Source organism: Lysinibacillus sp. LZ02 (assembly GCF_050613145.1).
In the GTDB taxonomy this organism is placed as follows: Bacteria; Bacillota; Bacilli; order Bacillales_A; family Planococcaceae; genus Lysinibacillus_B.
This window is the reverse complement of sequence record NZ_CP192507.1, coordinates 4,121,366-4,141,327: the sequence shown is the minus strand read 5'-3', so window position 1 is coordinate 4,141,327 and position 19,962 is coordinate 4,121,366. Positions and strand designations below refer to the sequence as shown.

Here is a 19,962-nt window from a genome sequence, read left to right as displayed (position 1 = left end):
GATCGAGTAATAAATTAGAAAAATGATGAAGGGTGTCCAGAATGGACACCCTTCATTTCTTGATAAGTAATATTGCACCGGCGTTGGTTGCATCAATTTATCTGTACTGAAAGCGAAGCTATAGGTATAAGATTCCCATATCCATAGTTAAAAAATGGAAAGGTGTAGATGGAGGGATACTCCACATGCCCTTGATAAGTGTAACTTTATAAATATAATGCTGCTAGACAAATCCCTAATGCTTCTTCATAAATTTCATCAAATTGTGAGAGTGGTAGCGGGTTTGTTCCTTTCCCAAGCTCGATCGTAAACCCAGATCTTCGCCAGTCTTGGATAAACCAATCTTTGTACCCCGCATAGCTATCAACTGTCTTAATAGGCGTATAGCCGCTTACTCTGCCAAACGCATTTGCTAGCACTTCATTTTCTGGTGGTTGGAGGTTTTGGAATCCCCAATAAATGACTTCGCCTTGTGTATGGAAAGCGAGTACTCTTGCAAAGTCTCGCTTTTTTGTTAAGTCAGCCATCGCAATGGATTCCGGCTGGGACAAAGGACTTTCTCCGCCATAATCGCGAGGACCTGGTGTTTTCGGATTGCGGTCTCGCTCTTTTTCCCATTCTGCAGGAAACTGGTCATTTAAATCGACGCCGTTCATATTAGCTTTCCACCCTGAAAAGTCTAGGCTATTATTGTTCCAGCCGATGACATTACTTCGGTAAGGCTCTTCTTCGGGTGGTCCATTCAGAACGAGGTTGACGCCATCTGGATTGACCATCGGAACAATGGATAAGGTCGTTTGCTCATATAAAGAAGAAGTAATGATACCGCGCAGGGTCATTTGATTCGTCAGGGAAAGTACATAATCATTTAGAAAAGTCATGATAGTGGGTGTTGTAATCCATTCGTTTGCATGAAATGAGCCGTTATAATGAACGCGTTTATTCCCAGTGCCGATTAAAACTTCAGGTAACTCTCGACCTAACACAGAATTTCCAATTGAATCGACCTGTAAAAATGGGTAAACAGATTGTAGCCGTTTTATATCATTCATCATTGTTTCATAAGTATAATTTTGCTTTCCATTGGCAAGTCGCCATGTAATGCGAAGTGGCACTTTGACTGTTTGCCCAATTTGTAGTTGGTTTGGATTAATCGTAGGGTTTACAAGGAAAAGGGTATCAAGAGGAAGATTTCGGCTCATCGCAATAGACCATAAGTTGTCTCCTTGCCGTATTTGATAGCTTTGGGCGACATATCCAGGAATTTGAATACGTTGACCTACTGACAGTGATTGAGGGTTAATGTTTCGGTTGGAATCAATCATGAGTTGTAGAGGAATTCGAAATAATTGGGTGTAATGCCAAAGGGAATCCCCTGGTCTCACATATACATCCATGTTGTGCCTCCTCTGTTATTAAAACTTTCATAGTATATGAGAAAGTCCTGTATTTTATGAACTTTTATAATGGTGATAAATGGTCTAATTATAACTTTTCGTATTAAACCAAATATATACTAAAAATACTTATTCTCCTTGATATTTAAAGGGGACCCCTTCAGAATAGGCAGTAGTACAAATACAAAAAGGGGCCATTGATATGAACGAAGTAATGAAGCGAAATAATGTGAAAATAATAGGACAGGGGGAGCAAACAATTGTATTTGCACATGGCTTTGGTTGTGATCAAAGTATGTGGCGATTTATCGCTCCAAAATTTGAAGAAAACTATCGAATGATTGTATTTGATTATGTCGGCTCAGGCAATTCAGATGTCAATGCCTATTGTTCGGAAAAATATAGTACCCTTCAAGGCTATGTACAAGATGTGCTCGATATAATTGATGAACTGGAGCTTGAAAATATCATTTTTATTGGTCATTCCATTAGTGCCATGATTGGTATGAAAACTTCTATTACACGACCAGAAGCGTTTAATCAACTTATTATGATTGGACCATCTCCTTGCTATGTAAATGATACAGACGGTTATTTTGGTGGCTTTGAGAAGAGTGATATTTTAGAATTACTCGATATGATGGAGATGAATTTTACAGGTTGGGCAAGCTATATGGCGCCAATTGTAATGGATACGGAGCACCCAGTATTAACACAGGAGATAGAAACTAGCTTCGCTTCAGGACATCCTTATATCGCGCGACAATTTGCAGAGGTAACATTCTTTTCAGATCAGCGTGCAAGCTTGTCACAAGTGACGGTCCCGACACTCATTATCCAATGTTCGAATGATAGTATCGTACCGATTGAAGTAGGTGAATATCTACATCAGCACTTAAAAAATAGTACATTTTATTTAATGCATACAAAGGGGCATTATCCACATATTAGTCAACCAGAGGAAACAAGTGAAATTATTCTACAATATTTAGTAGGTGTGTCAAAGTAGAAGATGGTATAAAGGGAGACGGAAACATGGATGAACGTTTAAAAGAGGCACCATGTGGTTTTATCTCAATGAACCATGAAGGCTTTATAACGGAGGTAAATCAAACGTTTCTTCATTGGATGGGTTACGTAGAAGAAGAGCTAGTCGGGAAACACTTTGAGTCGCTATTACCGATTAGCAATAAATTAATCTTTCATTCTTATTTTTATCCAAATATTAATTTGTATGGATATGTAGAGGAATTATTTATTAGCTTCAGAAATAGTAGCAATGCTTCCATCCCATACTTAATGAATGCAAGACAGTATGAACGCGATGGCATTGAGCTAATCGATTGTATTTTAGTGCAAATGAAGAAGCGGATTGACTATGAATTAGAATTGCGCTCAACAAAGCGAAAGATGGAAGAGGCCTATGTAGAAAAGAATAAAGCGCTCGCTAAATTAGAACAAATTTATAAAGAAATTGAGCAGAAACAGGCGGAGTTAATAGCGATTAATTCAGGATTGATTGAAATCTCCTATACGGATAAGCTAACAGGCATTAAGAATAGACGCTTTTTCCAAGAGAAGTTAGAGGAGCATATAGATTTGTATCGTAAGGGAGGAAAGTCTTTCTCTCTATTCATTCTTGATATTGATTATTTCAAAAAAGTAAACGATACATACGGTCACCAAATTGGTGATGTTGTATTGGTGAAATTAGCTAAGATTTTGAGTAATCACGTTCGTTCCGAGGATGTTGCAGCACGTTTTGGCGGAGAAGAATTTACGATTATTTTGCCAAATACAAATGCAATAGAAGCGAAGCACATCGCTGAAAAGTTGAATCACGTAGTGGAGCAAGCAGAGTGGGAAGAAACGGGCGGATTAACGGTCAGTATCGGCATTGCCACTTTTACAGATCAAGACACGGAAGCATCGATTATTTTAAATGCGGATCAAGCGCTGTATGCTTCGAAGAAAAATGGGCGAAACCGTGCTACACATTTTGTAGAATTAACATGAGATAGAAAATAAGAGTGAAAGTAAGCCACTTTTAAAGCAGAAAAATGTATGAATGTAAAAATCCCACGGATACTAAATCCAGTGGGATTATTTGATTGCTTAGGTAATGGTGAAAATTTTTATAGTGGATAAAAAATGTTGGAAAAGCGCCATCCTCTCGCGACGCTTCGATTCTCCAGCGCGTATCGGGGATGAGCGGGTACTTTTACAATTTTGTTCTTAATGCACTAAATATTCTTCTTTTAATTCAGTGATAGCCACTTCAGAGCGTTCTTCTAGTGAACGTCTTAAATGGACAGTGGCGGTTTTTTGGTCGTCATGCAATTGATCAATCCAGACGGAAACGCCGTTATAGCTTATTTCATATTCCGATGGTGACTCAACAATTTTTTTTGCACGTTGATAGTCCATATGGAGCCTCCTTATTTATGCTGTTTGTTTCGCTCAGCAGCTTGTTCAATTTCAGCGATTTCCCGGGAAAACTCTTCCCTAATTTTGTTTGGCGCTATTTTTTGATTTTTAGGTGTTTGAGGAAGCGTTTGTTTTTGATGGCTTCGTCCCTTTTTATCATCTCTTCCCATTGGGCATGCTCCTTTCTGTTTTGTTCTTTATTAATATGGCATTGAACAAAATTTTTATCACAGAAAAAAATATACAGTGTAGAAAAAGGAAAACACCGCCATGTTTAGCGGTGTCTCGTACGTTATTTCTTCATAATAAAGCTCATATGGCGGCCAGATTTTTTATCTTGGCGATAAGAGAAGCCATTTTCATGTAAAAAGGTACATGTGTCATCAATAGCAATTTGATTTGCAGGGATGCCCGCAAGTTCGCATTGTTTTTTGACGGTTTGTTGATTGTCGATATGATATTTATTTGTTTTCGCATGATAGGATATAAATTCGTCCGCATAACCTAACGCTTTAAACTTTTCATATACATCACGATCTACTTCAAATTTTTGTTGGCTTAGCGCTGTACCGATATACACTTGAAATCCTTCGGCGGAATTTTGTTCTATGTCGATTAACTGATACAATAATTGTGGTGTTACTTCTTTGACGGTTCCTTGCCAACCTGAGTGTATGGCAGCGATCACACCACTTTTTTCGTTGTATAAGAGTACAGGTACACAATCAGCAGAAAAAGATGTTAGTAGTATACCGGATTCATACGTATATAGAGCATCTGTATTAGCAATCGCATTGTCCATTGTAAAGGCGCCTTTTCCCCGGTCATTGCTTGTTACTTTATAGAAGTTTTTACTATGTGTTTGCTCGGCACAAACAAAGTCTTGTACCTCACAGCCAATTGCTTTTGCAAGTTGCTCCCGATTGTGTATAACGGCAGCGGTATTTTCACAAATATGCAATGCCATATTATTTTGTTCTGGCACTTCCCTGTTTTTCATTGTCGTACCCGCAATCACATTTTCATTATTCATATATATATTCATCGGTTCCTCCGTTTTGTTACTATATTCCTATAAAAAACAAATAAAAAAAGAACAATTATAAGCAACTTACGACTTATTCTGATAAAATAGTGACTAGTAATATTTACAACAGTTAACAACTGAGAACCAATTCAATTTTCTTACTAGGAAGTGTAAATATGCTTTATGTTATTATTATTGCTTTATTTATAATAGGTTATTTATATAGAAGATATTATTTGCTCAAAAAACAACTGGATTCGCTACAAACGGTGGTACAGGCAGTAGAACATTCCAGAGACATCTTCTATTATTGCGATTTAAAGCCTCAAATGCAATATCGTTATTTAAGCTCAGCCATTAATCGAATGTTAGGTGAGCATGAGTGGCAAGCACATATGCAAAACCCTCAGAAGTATTATGATATTCTGCATCCCGATGATATAGACGTAGCGACACAGAAATTAAACGGCGCATGGGATTATAATGAGCCGTTATTAGTGCGTCTTCAAAATACAGAAGGACAGTATATTTGGTTTGAAGAGTATGCAACGCCAGTCTATAAGAACGGGGAGATGATTGCTATTCACGGCGTTTACCGAAATGTAGGCAGTAAGGTGGCGATACAACAAGAACTGGAGTATAAAGCGATGCATGACCATTTAACAGGAACGAAAAACAGAGCATGCTTTGATGCCCAAATGGCGCTTTATAATAATAAGGAAAGTGTGCCCATTGGGATGATTGTTTGTGATTTGGATAATTTGAAGTGTATCAATGATAAACAAGGACATAAAATGGGTGATGCTTATATTCAACAGAGTGCGAATATTATCCGAGAAGCAGTGGGGAGTAAAGGCATTGTAGCACGTATTGGTGGCGATGAGTTTTCGATTATGATGCCGCATGTGACAAGTGAAATTGTGGATGATGTGATGGAACAGATTCGATATAAAGTCCAGCAATTTAATCATGTAACGGAGCAATTTTCTATTCAAATATCGATTGGTAGTAGTTATAGTCCTTATTCATTTGGACAAATGGAGGAACTTTTTGAAGAGGCAGATCGCGTAATGTATAGAGAAAAGCAAAAAAAGAAGACGATTTGTCACTAAAAAGTGTGTAATATTTTCCTATTTTCAGCGATGTGACAGAAATATTTCAACGTGAATGCTATTATACGAGTAAATTACTCAGGTATTATTACAAATGTAATAATCTCGTAAAGATCCTTCCATAATTTCAGTAATGAACTATCTAAAAAAAGCAATTATGATAGGTTCATACGAAAGCAGAAAGGATGAACAACATGTTAAAAAAAATCATCATGACAGCTGCACTCTCAATGTCCATCGTATTACCGATGTCCGCATCAGCGGCCACTTCAACATATACAGTAGTAAAAGGCGATACTCTTTGGAAAATCGCGGCTAAAAATCAAGTAGGTCTTTCAGAGTTAATCTCATTAAATCGCAATCTAGCAAATCCAGATTTAATTTATCCAGGTCAACAAATTATTATTGCTGAAAACCAACAAGCGAGTGTAGAGGAAGAAGTCGTACGCCTTGTGAACGTGGAACGTGCGAAAGAGGGATTAGCGCCACTATCAATCGATTGGGAATTATCACGTGTCGCTAAATACAAATCACAAGATATGCATGATAAAAATTACTTCAGTCATACAAGTCCAACATACGGTTCACCATTTGATATGATGAAGCAATTTGGTATTTCATACAAATCAGCAGGTGAAAACATTGCGAAAGGCCAAAGATCCGCAGCGCAAGTCGTGAATGATTGGATGAATAGTCCAGGTCACCGTGCGAATATTATGAACACAAGCTATACGCAGATTGGTGTAGGCTATGTAGCAGATGGGCACTACTGGACACAAATGTTTATTAAAAAATAATAATACGGAAACAAGAAAGCAGGCAAAGCGGGAATTCCACTTTGCCTGCTTTTGCTTTATTTTGTGTAGTTATCGAAGTAACCTTGGATATAAATCATTGGTGTACCTTTGTCACCAGAACCAGATGTTAAGTCAGATAAAGAACCGATTAAATCTGTTAATTGGCGAGGTGTTGTACCTTGTGCTTCCATTGCACCAACAAGGTCCTCGTTTTTGTTTTTAATGTGTTCAGAAATAGCCGCTTTTAACTCTTCACCACGTAAGTGTGAGAAATTATTATCAGCTAAATATTTTAATTTTACTTCGTTTGGTGTACCGGCAAGACCTGCTGTGAATGCAGGTGATACAACTGGGTCAGCAAGCTCCCAAATCTTACCTACAGGATCTTTGAATGCACCGTCTCCATAAATCATAACTTCTACTTGTTTGCCAGTTACTGCTTTTAATTTTTCTGCGATTCCATCAACAAGCGGTTGGCAAGTATGTGGGAATAATTTCACAGAATCTTCCGTTGCTTTGTTTGAACCAAGGAGACCGTATTGTTCATTGTAACCAGAGCCATCAATCGATGAAGATAAAATATTATCTAAGCTGTAAACTGTTGTAGCACCAGCTGCTGTTACTAAACGTTTTGTACGGAAGCGTGAGTGAATGTCACAAGCAAGTACAGATGTTGTATAATCTACGATGACTTTCGGGTTATTAGAGAAGATGACTTCTACTTCTGCCCCTTCATTCGTAATTAGCTCTTTGTAGTACTCGATATAGTCTACACCAGTAAATGTATGTTTTTGATAACCGAAATGTTCACGGAACTCGTTTTCAGTTAATGTATCTGTCCATGGGTTCACGCCTTTTACGTCTAATTCATCGATATCTACTAAGTGGTTACCAACTTCATCAGATGGGTAACTTAACATAAGTACGATTTTTTTAGCGCCACGAGCGATACCACGTAAGCAGTTTGCAAAACGATTACGTGAAAGAATAGGGAAAATCACACCGATTGTATCTTCACCGAATTTTGCTTTCACATCTGTTGCGATATGGTCAATTGTTACATAGTTCCCTTGTGCACGTGCCACAATGGACTCAGTAATTGTGATGATATCTTTATCTTGGATTTCATAGCCTTCTACTTTTGCAGCATTTAACACTGTGTCTACGACGATTTGCTCGATATTGTCCCCTTCATTAATGATAGGACCACGAAGACCGCGAACTACTGTACCTACTACACGTTCCATGAGAATCTCTCCTAATCTATAGTAAAAAATTATTTTATTTAGTTAACACAATTTGTAATATACCTCGCTTACATGGTATAAGTAAAATTAATATTTTTAATATGCCCTATAAGGAGTACTTATATGATAGGTAAATTAGATTTATATCGTATTTTTCATGCAGTTTGTAAAAGTAAAAGTTTTTCACATGCGGCTAAATCACTATATATGACACAACCAGCTATCAGTCAAGCGATGGCACAATTAGAAAAGGAGCTAGGTACCCATCTTTTTTACCGTACGCCTAAAGGAGTTACGCTTACGAATGAAGGGAAATTGTTACACGATTATGTAAACTCTGCACTAGGCATGCTCGAGGTAGGAGAGGAAAAGGTACTAGAATTACAAAACCTCACAACGGGAGAACTACGAATTGGTGTGGGCGATACGATTTCCAGATACTACTTGCTCCCATACCTTGAAACATTTTATAAAAAATATCCGAGTATTAAATTGAAAGTATTAAATGGGACGACAAGTCAAATTGTGACATATATTAAAGCTGGCGAAGCGGATGTAGGGATTTGCAATTTACCTATTTATGATGATCAGCTTGAAGTGACGCCATGTAAAGACATCCATGACATTTTCGTATGTGGCGATAAGTATATGAATATGACGAAGCAACCGACGAGTCTCGATTATTTAGTGAAAATGCCCCTTATTTTTTTAGAGAACAATGCAAATTCCAGACAATATGTTGAGGAGTATTTAAAGGGGTGCGGTTTTTCCATTTTACCTGAATTTGAGCTTGGCTCGCATGATTTATTGTTAGAGTTTGCGAAGATTAACTTAGGCATCGCTTGTGTGACGAAAGAGTTTTCAACAGATTATTTAGAACGGGGAATCGTGCACGAAATTGAATTACAGCAGCCGATTCCAAAGCGAAGCATCGGCATTTGCCACTTGAAAACCGTGCCATTATCACGGCCAACGAAGAAGTTTATCCAAATCATTCACGAGCAGTAGTTCAGAGGCATCTAAAGTTTTGAGGGAAGGATCATGGAGAATAAGCAGAAGAGATGTTTGAAAAGCTACGCTTTCCAAACATGCCTTTTCTCTAGCTATTTTACTGTAACAGCTGTTCCTGTCGCGATGCACATCATCATGCCTTCGCGCAATGTCTCAAAATCTAAGTCAACACCAATAACAGCATTTGCGCCCATTGCACGTGCACGTTCTGTCATTTCATCAAGAGCGATTTTACGTCCTTCTGCTAATTTATCTTCGTAAGCAGCGCTACGTCCACCAACGATATCTGTTACGGATGCAAAAATATCACGGACGATATTTGCCCCCATAATAGCTTCACCACTGACAATGCCGTGATATGTGTCAATTGTTTTGCCTTCTAATGAATTGGTTGTTGTAATTAACATCTTATTACCTCCTTTTCCTTAGTACCTTATATACGTGTGACAACTAATATAGTTCCAAGAATATTTCGAATTATGTATCTTCATAATTCGTGCCTCGCTATTTACATCATGAACTAAAAACTGTAGAAGAGGTGATTTGGGTATTGAAAGAGGACTTCGGGATTGTGGAGAAGCCGATAAAATGACAACTTTATGTGAAAGATACGATTAAAAATGAGTGTTTAATGTTAAGAGAGAAAGGAATACGTGAATGCGAGAGAAAGATTATGAGCAGTTGCTCAATATTTCAACAACCGGTTTTCAATATGGTGTACCGAAATTAATCCACTATCATAGTTATGAACCAACACCGTATGAAGCATTAGAACAACTATTCGCAGCATATGAATTACCACCAAATGCGACTGTTGTTGATTTTGGATCGGGAAAAGGAAGGGTACCTATTTTTCTCTATCACAAGTTGCGAATTCCCACGACAGGAGTTGAAATGGACGGTATTTTCTTTAAAGAAGCACAGCAAAATAAAAATGGATATTTACAAAAGGCAGGAAGGAAGCTTGTGCCGATTACCTTTTTAAACATGTTAGCTGAACAATATGATGTACAGAGACAGGATAATGTATTTTTCTTCTTTAACCCATTTTCGGTACAAATTTTCCGCAAAGTCGTCATGAATATTTACCGTTCTTTTGAACAATACCCTCGAGAAATTCACATATTGTTATATTATCCATCACCAGAATACTTGTACTATTTACAGTTTGAAACGAATTTGGATTTACTAAAAGAAGTGCAGCTACAAGGTTTTAAAAATCCAAATGAAAGAATTTGTGTATTTACATTTAATGTGTGAAAATGATTCATTACTGTAGTTACGATGAAAGTGAGACGCTCTTTTCTCGTAGATAGAGAGACATAAACTCGATTCATTTTGTTCGAGTTTATGTCTTTTTTATTAGATAAGAAAGTATAAACTGTTTCAAATGGAAAGAGTGTCTAGCGCAAGCGCCCAGCCCCTCGTGACGTTTCGAAAGTCTCTTCGTGGGCCTATCTCCAACGCATGTCGGGGCTAGAGTGGGCGCTTGCGCTTTTCTTATAGTCCTCCATTTAGTTCCAGGCTTAATCGAAAAATGAATAGTCAAGATGCATTGTTTTTGCAGTATATTTTTGATTAGTAGTGGGGGGAGTATACTTCCTTTTTGAAAAAACTGAAAAATCACACTAGACTAAATAGAAAGAATGTTTTAAAATACAAAAGGTTAATTAATAGAGATATTGGTATTTACTATAATTTCAGAATATTATTATAACTCATTGTCCGGGAGTAGGTATTCGTGTATAATTATCAGAAATATCTAATATTTGAAAATGGTTATTTGGGGGGAGTTTTGAATTATGAAGCAGTCAAAAATGAAGAAGTTTGGTTCAATCTTTTTAGCTTCAACACTAGTTGCAGGTGTACTAGCAGGATGTGGGACAAAGGATGATAGTTCATCTTCAAGTTCAAGTTCAAGCGGTGGAGATAGCGGTTCATCAGAAACAATTAAAATTGGTGGTAACTTAGAGCTTTCAGGTGCAGTAGCATCTTACGGTTCATCTATTAATGATGGTGCTAAATTAGCAATCAACGAGATTAATGCAGCGGGCGGTATTAACGGTAAACAGATCGAGTATATTGCTGTAGATAATAAATCTGAAAACGCAGAAGCGGTAACGGCAGCCATTCGTTTAGCAGAGCAAGAGAAAGTTGTCGCGATGATTGCACCCGCAACATCAGGTAATACAGTAGCGACAGTGCAAACAGCTAATCAATTTAAAGTACCAGTCGTAACAGCTTCTGGTACATCGGAAACAGTAACGGTAAACGAAGATGGTTCTATCAATGATTATGCATTCCGTACATGCTTTATCGATCCATTCCAAGGCATTGTAGCAGCAAACTTTGCATCAAATGACCTTAGTTCGAAAAATGTAGCGATTTATATGGACTCTACATCTGACTATGCAAAAGGCTTAGCCGCATCATTTAAAGAGCAAATTGAAAAAAATGGTGGGAAAGTTGTAGCAGAAGAAGCGTATGTAACGGATGACGTAGACTTCAAATCAACATTAACACGTATTAAGTCAGCAAATCCTGATTTCGTATTTATCCCAGGTTACTATGAGGAAGTTGGGTTAATTGTTAAGCAAGCACGTGAATTAGGTATTGATGTGCCGTTAATGGGTGCTGACGGTTGGGATTCGCCAACATTAGTGGAGCTTGCTGGTGCAGATGCACTAAATAACACATTTATTACGAACCATTATTCTTCTGGTGACCCAGATCAAACAATTCAAGACTTCGTAAAAGCATTCGAAGCGGAATATAGCAAACAGCCAAATGCCTTCCATGCACTTGGATATGACACAGTGTACTTCTTAAAAGATGCAATTGAACGTGCTGGAGATGACATTACAGGCGAAGCAATTCAAAAAGCGTTGGCAGAAACAAAAGACTTAAGCTTAATTACAGGTACGTTCACAGTAGATGAAAAACACAACCCAGTTAAATCAGCAACAGTTTTAGAGTTTGTAGACGGCAATCAAGAGTTCAAATCAAAAGTAAATCCTTAAGTCAAAAATTTAAGGGGATAGGAGACTGCTTTATACGAAAGCGGCCCGATATCTTACTGAATGGAACGCTACTTTGTCAGTATTGTTCCGATGGTTACTCGTCGCAAAGGAGTCGTCCGAAAAAATTTTTTTCGGATAGCTCCTTTTTCCACTTTTAGAAGCATAACTTTGTTGCGCTAGTAAAATGAAGTGACACATAAAAAGTAAAGGAGTGAATCGATATGGAATGGATACAACAGCTCGTGAATGGGATTTCACTTGGTAGTATCTACGCGCTAATCGCCCTTGGTTATACGATGGTATACGGGATTATTAAGCTGATTAACTTTGCGCATGGTGATGTTTTCATGTTAGGCGCATTTATTGGCTTTTATGCGATAGCACGCTGGGATATGCACTTTATTCCAGCCTTGCTTTTAGCGATGGTTTTATGTGCTGTCATTGGGGTAATTATTGAACGTGTTGCGTATAAACGTTTACGTAATGCAACGCGTATTGCCGCTTTAATTACAGCCATTGGGGTATCGTTATTAATTGAGTACACAGTAATTTTCTTCCGGGGTCCATCACCGGAAGCTTATCCGAAAGTAATAGAAAATAAAACAATTGAAATTTTAGGGGCACAAATTGGTGTGCAGTCGATTTTAATTTTAGTCATTTCGTTCGTACTTATGATGTTACTACAATTTATCGTACATCAAACGAAAATTGGAAAGGCAATGCGTGCCGTATCTCATGATGCAGATGCAGCGCGTTTAATGGGGATTAACGTAGATAATACCATTTCAGCAACATTTGCGATTGGTTCAGCATTAGCAGGGGCAGCAGGCGTTATTTTTGGTATTTATTACACACGGATTGACCCATTAATGGGGGTATTACCAGGCTTAAAAGCATTCGTAGCAGCCGTGCTTGGTGGGATTGGTATTATCCCAGGTGCGATGGTTGGTGGCCTTGTACTCGGTGTAGTGGAGACCATTGTAAGTGCACTTGGCTATTCTTTATGGCGCGATGCAGCGGCATTCGTTATTTTAATTCTGATTTTAATTATACGACCATCGGGTATTTTTGGTAAAAATACTCGAGAGAAAGTGTAGGTGGACAGCGTATGAAAAAGTCAAAAATTTTCTGGGGCTACATGGCTCTAGCGCTAGTAGTCTATGCAGTCGTACAAGTGTTGATCAACACAGAAGCTATTAGCTATACACATCAAAACATGTTAATTACGATGTGTATCAATATTATGTTGGCAGTGAGTTTGCATATTATTATCGGCATTACAGGTCAATTCTCGATTGGTCATGCTGGATTTATGGCAGTTGGTGCCTATGTATCAGCGATTTGTACAATGAAGCTCGGTATGCCGTTTGTGACAGGTATTTTACTTGGTGCCCTTGTAGCGGCCATTGCAGGTTTACTCGTTGGAGTTCCAACACTTCGCTTAAAAGGGGACTATTTGGCGATTGCGACACTTGGGTTTGCAGAAATTATTCGAATCGTATTTTTAAATATTGACTATGTAGGCGGGGCAGCTGGGATGCAAGTAACGCATCAATCCACTTGGACATATGCATTCTTTGCGGTCTTCATTACTATTTTAATCATTTCAAACTTTACGAATTCTCGACATGGTCGTGCGTGTATTTCCATTCGTGAGGACGAAATTGCTGCGGATGCGATGGGAATTAACACGACGTACTATAAAGTTGTCGCATTTGCGATTGGTTCGTTCTTTGCTGGGGTTGCAGGCGCGATTTATGCACATAATTTCTATATCATTCAGCCAACGACATTTGGTTTCTTAAAATCATTTGATATTTTAATTTTTGTTGTATTAGGCGGTTTAGGTAGTTTATCAGGCTCCGTGTTAGCTGCTATTTTCTTAACAGCGGTGACAACGTACTTACAGGGCTTCCCTGAAACACGTATGATTATTTATTCGCTTGTATTAATCTTAGTTATGCTGTACCGTCCAACAGGTTTACTTGGTACAAAAGAGATTACGGATGTATTCAAGTTCGGTAAAAAGGGAGGGTCTAAAGCATGAGCGAAACTCTTCTAAAAGTTGATAATCTAGGGATTACATTTGGTGGATTAAAAGCTGTTCAGAAAGTGGATATGTATATGAACCAGGGAGAACTGATTGGTTTAATCGGGCCAAATGGTGCAGGAAAAACGACGACATTTAATATGTTAACAGGTGTATATGCACCGACAGAAGGCGTGATTACCTTTGATGGCAAATCCATTGCCGGTTTAGATCCGTATAAAGTCACACGTCAAGGCATTAGCCGTACATTCCAAAATATTCGCTTATTTAAAGAGTTATCGGTTTTAGATAATGTAAAGGTAGCCAATCATGGTTTAGCCAAACATACTTTATTATCAAGCCTTTTCCGTCTACCAACCCACTTTAAAGGAGAGGCTAAGATGGAAGTGGAATCACTCGCCTTTTTAAAGATTTTTGGACTCGATGTGTACAAGGATGAATTAGCGAAAAACTTGCCATACGGGATGCAACGTCGCCTTGAAATTGCTCGTGCATTAGCGGCAGGTCCTAAACTATTGTTATTAGACGAACCAGCAGCAGGGATGAACCCGCAAGAAACACATGAATTAATGGAGTTAATTGCGTTCATTCGAAAAGAATTTAACTTAACAATCTTATTAATCGAACACGATATGCATCTTGTCATGGGGATTTGTGAGCGTATTTATGTACTGGACCACGGGCAATTAATTGCAGATGGCACACCAGATGAGATTCGTTCAAACCCAAAAGTAATTGAGGCATATTTAGGTGAGGAGGTAACGGAATAATGCTGAAAATTAATAATATCGATGTGTTTTACGGTAATATTCAAGCATTACGTGATATCTCCATTGAGGTAAATGAGGGTGAAATTGTCACGCTAATTGGTGCTAATGGCGCAGGAAAAAGTACACTGTTAAAAACCATTTCAGGTTTATTAAAGCCGAAAAAAGGCTCTATTGAATATTTAGACACGGCCATTGACGGCAAAGCAGCCCAGTCTATTGTAAAAGCAGGAATTTCGCATGTACCAGAAGGACGCCGTGTATTTGCGAATATGACGGTTGAGGAAAACCTAGAGCTAGGGGCGTATTTACGTACAGACAAGGATGGCATAAAAAAAGATATGGACCATGTATATGAGCTGTTCCCACGCTTACATGAACGTCGTAAACAGCTTTCAGGAACGCTCTCTGGTGGTGAGCAGCAAATGCTTGCCATGGGCCGTGCGCTAATGTCTAAGCCGAAACTGATTATTTTAGACGAACCATCCATGGGGCTTGCACCGTTAATGGTAAAAAATATTTTTAACATCATTGAAATGGTTAATAAAGAAGGGGTAACCGTACTGCTTGTGGAACAAAATGCAAATATGGCATTATCCATTGCAAACCGTGCCTATGTACTAGAAACAGGGCGCATTGTGCTAGCCGGTACGGCAAAAGAATTGCAAGAAAGTGAAGAAGTCAAAGCGGCTTATCTTGGCGGTTTATAAATATGTATAAAGCTGTCCTACAAGTGAACTTGTAGGGCAGTTTTTTTATAAAAGAGGAGTATAATTGATGAATCGGTGTAACAAAATTTGTGCATGTTCAAAAAATATATTGATTGTAGCTCGTGCTTTTTCGTTTGTTTTTGAGCATTAAAAAATCTATGTTACCATTTTAATTTTGGATATATTTCAGCAATTTTTATGCCGTCTATTGTTGCTCTTTCAAAGAGCTCTTCATATCCATTAAATTCTTGGGTATATGAATCTTTAGTTCTTGATAAATAAGATTTACCAGGGTTATGGCTTATCCAATATTCATCATTTTTATAATAAAAACTCAGTTCATCGCCCATTGCAATGAGGCTTTTGAATTCTAAGTATTCTTTCTCTGTCAAGTGTATCTCTCCTTTTAGGTTCTCTTTCTGTCCCATTCCTCTCATGTTTACGTGCTACTTTTAGGTGAGTTTTTCGGTTTCCGTGATTTTATTTTAACATCATTGTAAAGACGAGGGTGAATCTACGTATATCCACTCTAATTGTTATGAATGTGTCTTTTTGTTATGGTAAAGGAGAGGAGTGATAAACATGAAAGCAGCACAATACTTCATTGAAAAATTAGGATTACAGCAGCATGCGGAAGGTGGCTTTTATATCTCTACTTTTGCTGGCAAGGAGCTTGTCAAAACAGCAACGGGTGAGCGACCAGGTTATACAAGCATCTACTTTTTACTACGTTCGAGCGATATTTCGCATTTGCATCGATTGCAATCAGATGAACTATGGTATTACCATGCAGGTAGTTCGCTAACCGTGCATATGATTTACCCAGATGGTACGTATGAAGCAAAAAAGCTAGGATTAAATATTGAGGCAGGAGAACAGCCCCAAATCCTTGTGCCGAAGCATACGATTTTTGGCTCCTCTGTCGATGAACCGAATACGTTTAGTTTAGTTGGATGCATGGTAGCGCCAGGCTTTGACTATGCGGACTTTGAACTATTTACACAGGAAGAACTGTTGCAGGAGTACCCACAACATGAAGCGGTGATCCGTAAAATGGCGTATGAACAGCTTTAATTACTAGTTAAAAAAGAAACCGCGTTCATGAAGCGATGAACGCGGTTATTTTTGGATATATGAAAATAAATCATTCTAGCGAACTACCAATCTATCGTTTCAGGATACTTGAGTGTAAGATTTAATTCATGAATGACATGTTTCGTCACACTTGCTGTCGCTAGTAGCTGTTCTTTTAATACGGTATATTCTTCATCTTCCATTAAGAGGCGAAGCGCGTACGCAGCTATTCGCTCCTCCCGTTCTTGACGAGAAAGTTTTAAGTACTCTACATTTAAGAGGTCAACATATTGTGTTGCGTAACGGAAGTAGAAGGTTTGTTTTGCGTGAAGCATTTGCAGAAACACAAGGTAATGCTCTTCTGTTATTAGTTGTTCAAGTGCTGTAGCGACTACACCTTGAAATTGACGAATCGTTGCGATTGAAGTATTCCATATCGTTGGGTCGACCAGTTCTTGATATAAGCGGATAAAATCATTTAAGGCAATCGTTGTAAACAGTAGCTCTGGTATTAAAATGTCTACAGCAAAATAAATATTTTTAGTAGGCGCAAGGATGGCCTTTTCTTTTTCTAATCCTTTATGTATGCCATTGGCTATGAATTCAATATGGTGTTCCCCTTTTATGGCATGCCGTAGCTCTAAACAAACACCTAAAATGCGATTTCGTGCCCCTTGAAAATCAAGATAGCGGTTTTCTTCCCCGGTGACATCGTAAATAGCGCGTAGCAACGCATCGATATCCCAGTAGTCACCACTAATGCGAAAACCGGTCAGTAGTTCTGTCGGTTGAATTGTTAACATAACACCCATTTCCCCCTTGCTGATAGCTTGAACTTAGACAGCTATTGCTTATAATTTAATAATTTAAACAGCTCTGTCCGCTCTTTCTCTGTTAAATCACGCCATTGTCCTACTTTTAGATTACCTAAATGGATGTTCATAATACGAATACGTTGTAGCCGTTTTACTGAATACCCGAGCGCTGAACACATGCGGCGGATTTGTCTGTTTAACCCTTGCTCTAAAATAATTTTGAACACATGACTGGATACTTTTTCGACGCGACATGGCAGTGTGACCGTATCTAAAATTTCTACACCGGCAGCCATTTGTGTTAAGAATTGTGCTGTAATCGGTTGATCGACTTGCACCACGTATTCTTTTTCATGATGATTTTCTGCACGTAAAATTTCATTGACAATATCGCCGTCATTGGTGAGGAGGAGCAAACCTTCTGAATCCTTATCAAGACGTCCGATATGGAAAATACGCAATGGATGATTGACAAAGTCCACTACATTTCCTTTGATGTGTTTTTCCGTAGTACTCGTAATGCCTACTGGTTTATTGAGTACGATATATACAAGCTGCTCTTCTTTTTGTACGGGCTTGCCATCTACACAAACGAGATCGCCTTCTTCTACTTTGCTACCGACTGTCGCTAGTTCTCCGTTAATTGTGACGCGATTTTCTTCAATCCATTTGTCAGCACCTCGGCGAGAGATGATGCCTGTTTCTGCTAAGAATTTATTGATACGCATATTTTTTCCCCTACCCATTTAGAATAGTTTCAGTATACAATATCGGCTTGCCTTTATGTATAACAGCACTCTGTCTGTTCATTAACAATATATCACAATAATATTATCTGTAAATTTAGAAAATTGAAACTTAAACATTGAAATTATTTCCCTTTTCTGACAATATAGTAATTGAAAATACCTTTCATAGTTACATAGGGATGGTAGCAATGAGTAGGTATTTAACGAATACATTTAAGCAAAGGGGCGATTTTTCAATGGTTTATGCATTTCCAAACACAGAAGGGGCGTTAGTCAATTTCAAGGAGCGTTACGACAATTATATTGGTGGTAAATGGACGCCACCTGTAAAGGGACAATACTTCGAGAATGTAACGCCTGTTACAGGGAAAGTGTTCACACAAGCAGCACGTTCAACAGCAGAAGATATTGAATTAGCGCTAGATGCAGCACACGAAGCAAAAGAGGCATGGGGCAAAACATCCGCTACAGAGCGTAGCAATATTTTACTGAAAATCGCTGATCGTATTGAACAAAATCTTGAAACGCTAGCAGTTGCAGAGTCATGGGATAACGGGAAAGCCGTACGTGAAACGTTAAATGCGGATTTACCGCTTGCAATTGATCACTTCCGTTATTTTGCAGGTGCCGTTCGTGCACAAGAAGGCACACTGAGCCAAATTGATGACAATACAGTTGCGTATCATTTCCATGAACCAATTGGTGTAGTTGGACAAATTATTCCTTGGAACTTCCCATTACTAATGGCTGTTTGGAAGCTTGCACCAGCACTTGCAGCAGGAAATTGTGTTGTGTTAAAGCCAGCTGAGCAAACGCCTGTTTCGATTCTGGTATTAATGGAACTAATTGAAGATTTATTGCCACCTGGTGTATTAAATATTGTCAATGGCTTCGGCTTAGAAGCAGGTAAACCATTAGCCCAAAGTCCACGTATCGGTAAAGTAGCATTTACAGGAGAAACAACGACAGGACGTTTAATTATGCAATATGCGTCTCAAAACTTGATCCCTGTAACACTTGAATTAGGTGGTAAATCACCTAATATTTTCTTTGAAGATGTCATGGCATATGATGATGAATTTTTAGATAAAGCGGTAGAGGGCTTTGTATTATTTGCGTTAAACCAAGGCGAAGTATGTACATGTCCTTCACGCGCCCTGATTCAAGAATCGATTTACGATAAATTTATGGAGCGCGTACTTCAACGTGTGGAAGCCATTCAAACAGGGAACCCACTTGATCCAAATACGATGATGGGTGCGCAAGCGTCTAGCGAGCAAATGGAGAAAATTTTATCGTATTTAGATATTGGTAAGCAAGAAGGAGCAGAGTGTCTCATTGGCGGTGAGAAAAACAATCTGGGTAGCGAATTATCAGATGGTTATTATATTAAACCGACCATTTTCAAAGGACATAATAAGATGCGCATTTTCCAAGAAGAAATCTTTGGTCCAGTCGTATCGGTAACGACATTCAAAACACCAGAAGAAGCACTTGAAATTGCCAATGATACATTGTACGGATTAGGTGCAGGTGTTTGGACACGCGATATGAATACAGCGTATCGCTTCGGTCGTAGTATTCAAGCGGGGCGTGTATGGACAAACTGTTATCACCAATATCCAGCACATGCTGCATTTGGTGGTTACAAGATGTCAGGTGTTGGTCGTGAAAACCATAAAATGATGTTAAGTCACTATCAACAAACGAAAAATTTACTCGTGAGCTACAATCCAAATAAATTAGGCTTCTTCTAAGC

General features: G+C 38.5%; 22 protein-coding genes. 13 read left to right on the top strand and 9 right to left on the bottom strand.

Going from position 1 to position 19,962, the window contains the following annotated elements:
* Nucleotides 1–206: 206 nt before the first annotated feature.
* Nucleotides 207–1,397: a M14 family metallopeptidase gene (locus tag ACQQ2I_RS20110; RefSeq protein ID WP_431028490.1), complete on the bottom strand. Its 1,191-nt coding sequence runs from the start codon at nucleotides 1,395–1,397 to the stop codon at nucleotides 207–209.
* A 202-nt stretch (nucleotides 1,398–1,599) separates the two neighbouring features.
* Here ACQQ2I_RS20110 and ACQQ2I_RS20105 point away from each other — a divergent pair, with 202 nt between their 5' ends.
* Nucleotides 1,600–2,406, top strand: coding sequence for an alpha/beta fold hydrolase (locus tag ACQQ2I_RS20105; RefSeq protein ID WP_431028489.1), 807 nt, complete (start codon nucleotides 1,600–1,602; stop codon nucleotides 2,404–2,406).
* A 26-nt stretch (nucleotides 2,407–2,432) separates the two neighbouring features.
* Complete coding sequence (locus tag ACQQ2I_RS20100; protein WP_431028488.1) at nucleotides 2,433–3,413, top strand: sensor domain-containing diguanylate cyclase; 981 nt, start codon at nucleotides 2,433–2,435, stop codon at nucleotides 3,411–3,413.
* 219 nt (nucleotides 3,414–3,632) lie between these two features.
* On the opposite strand, the gene ACQQ2I_RS20095 is transcribed toward ACQQ2I_RS20100, so the two are convergent.
* The 3 genes from ACQQ2I_RS20095 to pgeF all read right to left on the bottom strand — a co-directional run bounded on the left by ACQQ2I_RS20095 (nucleotide 3,633) and on the right by pgeF (nucleotide 4,869).
* Nucleotides 3,633–3,824: a small, acid-soluble spore protein, H family gene (locus ACQQ2I_RS20095; RefSeq protein ID WP_431028487.1), complete on the bottom strand. Its 192-nt coding sequence runs from the start codon at nucleotides 3,822–3,824 to the stop codon at nucleotides 3,633–3,635.
* A gap of 11 nt (nucleotides 3,825–3,835) precedes the next feature.
* Complete coding sequence (locus ACQQ2I_RS20090) at nucleotides 3,836–3,994, bottom strand: YfhD family protein (protein WP_391374475.1); 159 nt, start codon at nucleotides 3,992–3,994, stop codon at nucleotides 3,836–3,838.
* A gap of 122 nt (nucleotides 3,995–4,116) precedes the next feature.
* Nucleotides 4,117–4,869, bottom strand: coding sequence for a peptidoglycan editing factor PgeF (gene pgeF, locus ACQQ2I_RS20085; RefSeq protein WP_431028486.1), 753 nt, complete (start codon nucleotides 4,867–4,869; stop codon nucleotides 4,117–4,119).
* Nucleotides 4,870–5,027: 158 nt separating this feature from the next.
* On the opposite strand from pgeF, the gene ACQQ2I_RS20080 reads away from it, so the two are divergent.
* Both ACQQ2I_RS20080 and safA read left to right on the top strand, forming a co-directional pair.
* On the top strand, nucleotides 5,028–5,963 hold the full coding sequence (locus ACQQ2I_RS20080) for a sensor domain-containing diguanylate cyclase (protein ID WP_431028485.1): 936 nt from the start codon (nucleotides 5,028–5,030) through the stop codon (nucleotides 5,961–5,963).
* Nucleotides 5,964–6,148: 185 nt separating this feature from the next.
* The gene (gene safA / locus ACQQ2I_RS20075) at nucleotides 6,149–6,760 is read left to right on the top strand and encodes a SafA/ExsA family spore coat assembly protein (protein ID WP_431028484.1); all 612 of its coding nucleotides are present in this window, start codon (nucleotides 6,149–6,151) and stop codon (nucleotides 6,758–6,760) included.
* Nucleotides 6,761–6,816: 56 nt separating this feature from the next.
* Here safA and ACQQ2I_RS20070 read toward each other — a convergent pair whose 3' ends face one another.
* Nucleotides 6,817–8,007 carry a coenzyme F420-0:L-glutamate ligase gene (locus tag ACQQ2I_RS20070; protein ID WP_431028483.1) on the bottom strand — a complete coding sequence of 397 codons (1,191 nt, stop codon included), beginning with the start codon at nucleotides 8,005–8,007 and terminating at the stop codon, nucleotides 6,817–6,819.
* A 123-nt stretch (nucleotides 8,008–8,130) separates the two neighbouring features.
* On the opposite strand from ACQQ2I_RS20070, the gene ACQQ2I_RS20065 reads away from it, so the two are divergent.
* On the top strand, nucleotides 8,131–9,015 hold the full coding sequence (locus tag ACQQ2I_RS20065) for a LysR family transcriptional regulator (protein ID WP_431028482.1): 885 nt from the start codon (nucleotides 8,131–8,133) through the stop codon (nucleotides 9,013–9,015).
* A gap of 95 nt (nucleotides 9,016–9,110) precedes the next feature.
* Here the strand turns inward: ACQQ2I_RS20065 and ACQQ2I_RS20060 are convergent, their stop codons facing one another.
* Entirely contained in the window at nucleotides 9,111–9,425 is a 315-nt protein-coding gene (locus ACQQ2I_RS20060; RefSeq protein WP_431028481.1) for a YbjQ family protein, read from the bottom strand.
* A 250-nt stretch (nucleotides 9,426–9,675) separates the two neighbouring features.
* Here ACQQ2I_RS20060 and ACQQ2I_RS20055 point away from each other — a divergent pair, with 250 nt between their 5' ends.
* From ACQQ2I_RS20055 to ACQQ2I_RS20030, 6 genes are all read left to right on the top strand, one after another.
* The gene (locus ACQQ2I_RS20055; protein WP_431028480.1) at nucleotides 9,676–10,278 is read left to right on the top strand and encodes a class I SAM-dependent methyltransferase; all 603 of its coding nucleotides are present in this window, start codon (nucleotides 9,676–9,678) and stop codon (nucleotides 10,276–10,278) included.
* 542 nt (nucleotides 10,279–10,820) lie between these two features.
* Nucleotides 10,821–12,038, top strand: coding sequence for an ABC transporter substrate-binding protein (locus ACQQ2I_RS20050; protein WP_431028479.1), 1,218 nt, complete (start codon nucleotides 10,821–10,823; stop codon nucleotides 12,036–12,038).
* Nucleotides 12,039–12,259: 221 nt separating this feature from the next.
* The gene (locus ACQQ2I_RS20045; protein ID WP_431028478.1) at nucleotides 12,260–13,135 is read left to right on the top strand and encodes a branched-chain amino acid ABC transporter permease; all 876 of its coding nucleotides are present in this window, start codon (nucleotides 12,260–12,262) and stop codon (nucleotides 13,133–13,135) included.
* Nucleotides 13,136–13,146: 11 nt separating this feature from the next.
* Nucleotides 13,147–14,085, top strand: a complete 939-nt coding sequence (locus tag ACQQ2I_RS20040; protein WP_431028477.1) for a branched-chain amino acid ABC transporter permease — start codon at nucleotides 13,147–13,149, stop codon at nucleotides 14,083–14,085.
* Nucleotides 14,082–14,858 (top strand): ABC transporter ATP-binding protein, encoded by a 777-nt coding sequence (locus ACQQ2I_RS20035; protein WP_431028476.1) that lies wholly within the window; start codon nucleotides 14,082–14,084, stop codon nucleotides 14,856–14,858. Before ACQQ2I_RS20040 ends, ACQQ2I_RS20035 begins: the two co-directional genes overlap by 4 nt.
* Nucleotides 14,858–15,565 carry an ABC transporter ATP-binding protein gene (locus ACQQ2I_RS20030; protein ID WP_431028475.1) on the top strand — a complete coding sequence of 236 codons (708 nt, stop codon included), beginning with the start codon at nucleotides 14,858–14,860 and terminating at the stop codon, nucleotides 15,563–15,565. The genes ACQQ2I_RS20035 and ACQQ2I_RS20030 overlap by 1 nt, the downstream gene beginning before the upstream one ends.
* Nucleotides 15,566–15,726: 161 nt before the next feature.
* Here ACQQ2I_RS20030 and ACQQ2I_RS20025 read toward each other — a convergent pair whose 3' ends face one another.
* Nucleotides 15,727–15,957 (bottom strand): hypothetical protein, encoded by a 231-nt coding sequence (locus ACQQ2I_RS20025; RefSeq protein WP_431028474.1) that lies wholly within the window; start codon nucleotides 15,955–15,957, stop codon nucleotides 15,727–15,729.
* Between the two features lie 190 nt (nucleotides 15,958–16,147).
* On the opposite strand from ACQQ2I_RS20025, the gene ACQQ2I_RS20020 reads away from it, so the two are divergent.
* A complete protein-coding gene (locus ACQQ2I_RS20020; RefSeq protein ID WP_431028472.1) occupies nucleotides 16,148–16,639 on the top strand; it encodes a cupin domain-containing protein in 492 nt (163 codons plus the stop codon).
* 83 nt (nucleotides 16,640–16,722) lie between these two features.
* On the opposite strand, the gene ACQQ2I_RS20015 is transcribed toward ACQQ2I_RS20020, so the two are convergent.
* On the bottom strand, nucleotides 16,723–17,442 hold the full coding sequence (locus ACQQ2I_RS20015) for a DUF6904 family protein (RefSeq protein WP_431028471.1): 720 nt from the start codon (nucleotides 17,440–17,442) through the stop codon (nucleotides 16,723–16,725).
* A 41-nt stretch (nucleotides 17,443–17,483) separates the two neighbouring features.
* A complete protein-coding gene (gene rluF, locus ACQQ2I_RS20010) occupies nucleotides 17,484–18,182 on the bottom strand; it encodes a 23S rRNA pseudouridine(2604) synthase RluF (protein WP_391374435.1) in 699 nt (232 codons plus the stop codon).
* 257 nt (nucleotides 18,183–18,439) lie between these two features.
* Here rluF and adh point away from each other — a divergent pair, with 257 nt between their 5' ends.
* Complete coding sequence (adh, locus tag ACQQ2I_RS20005; RefSeq protein WP_431030560.1) at nucleotides 18,440–19,960, top strand: aldehyde dehydrogenase; 1,521 nt, start codon at nucleotides 18,440–18,442, stop codon at nucleotides 19,958–19,960.
* Nucleotides 19,961–19,962 lie beyond the last annotated feature (2 nt).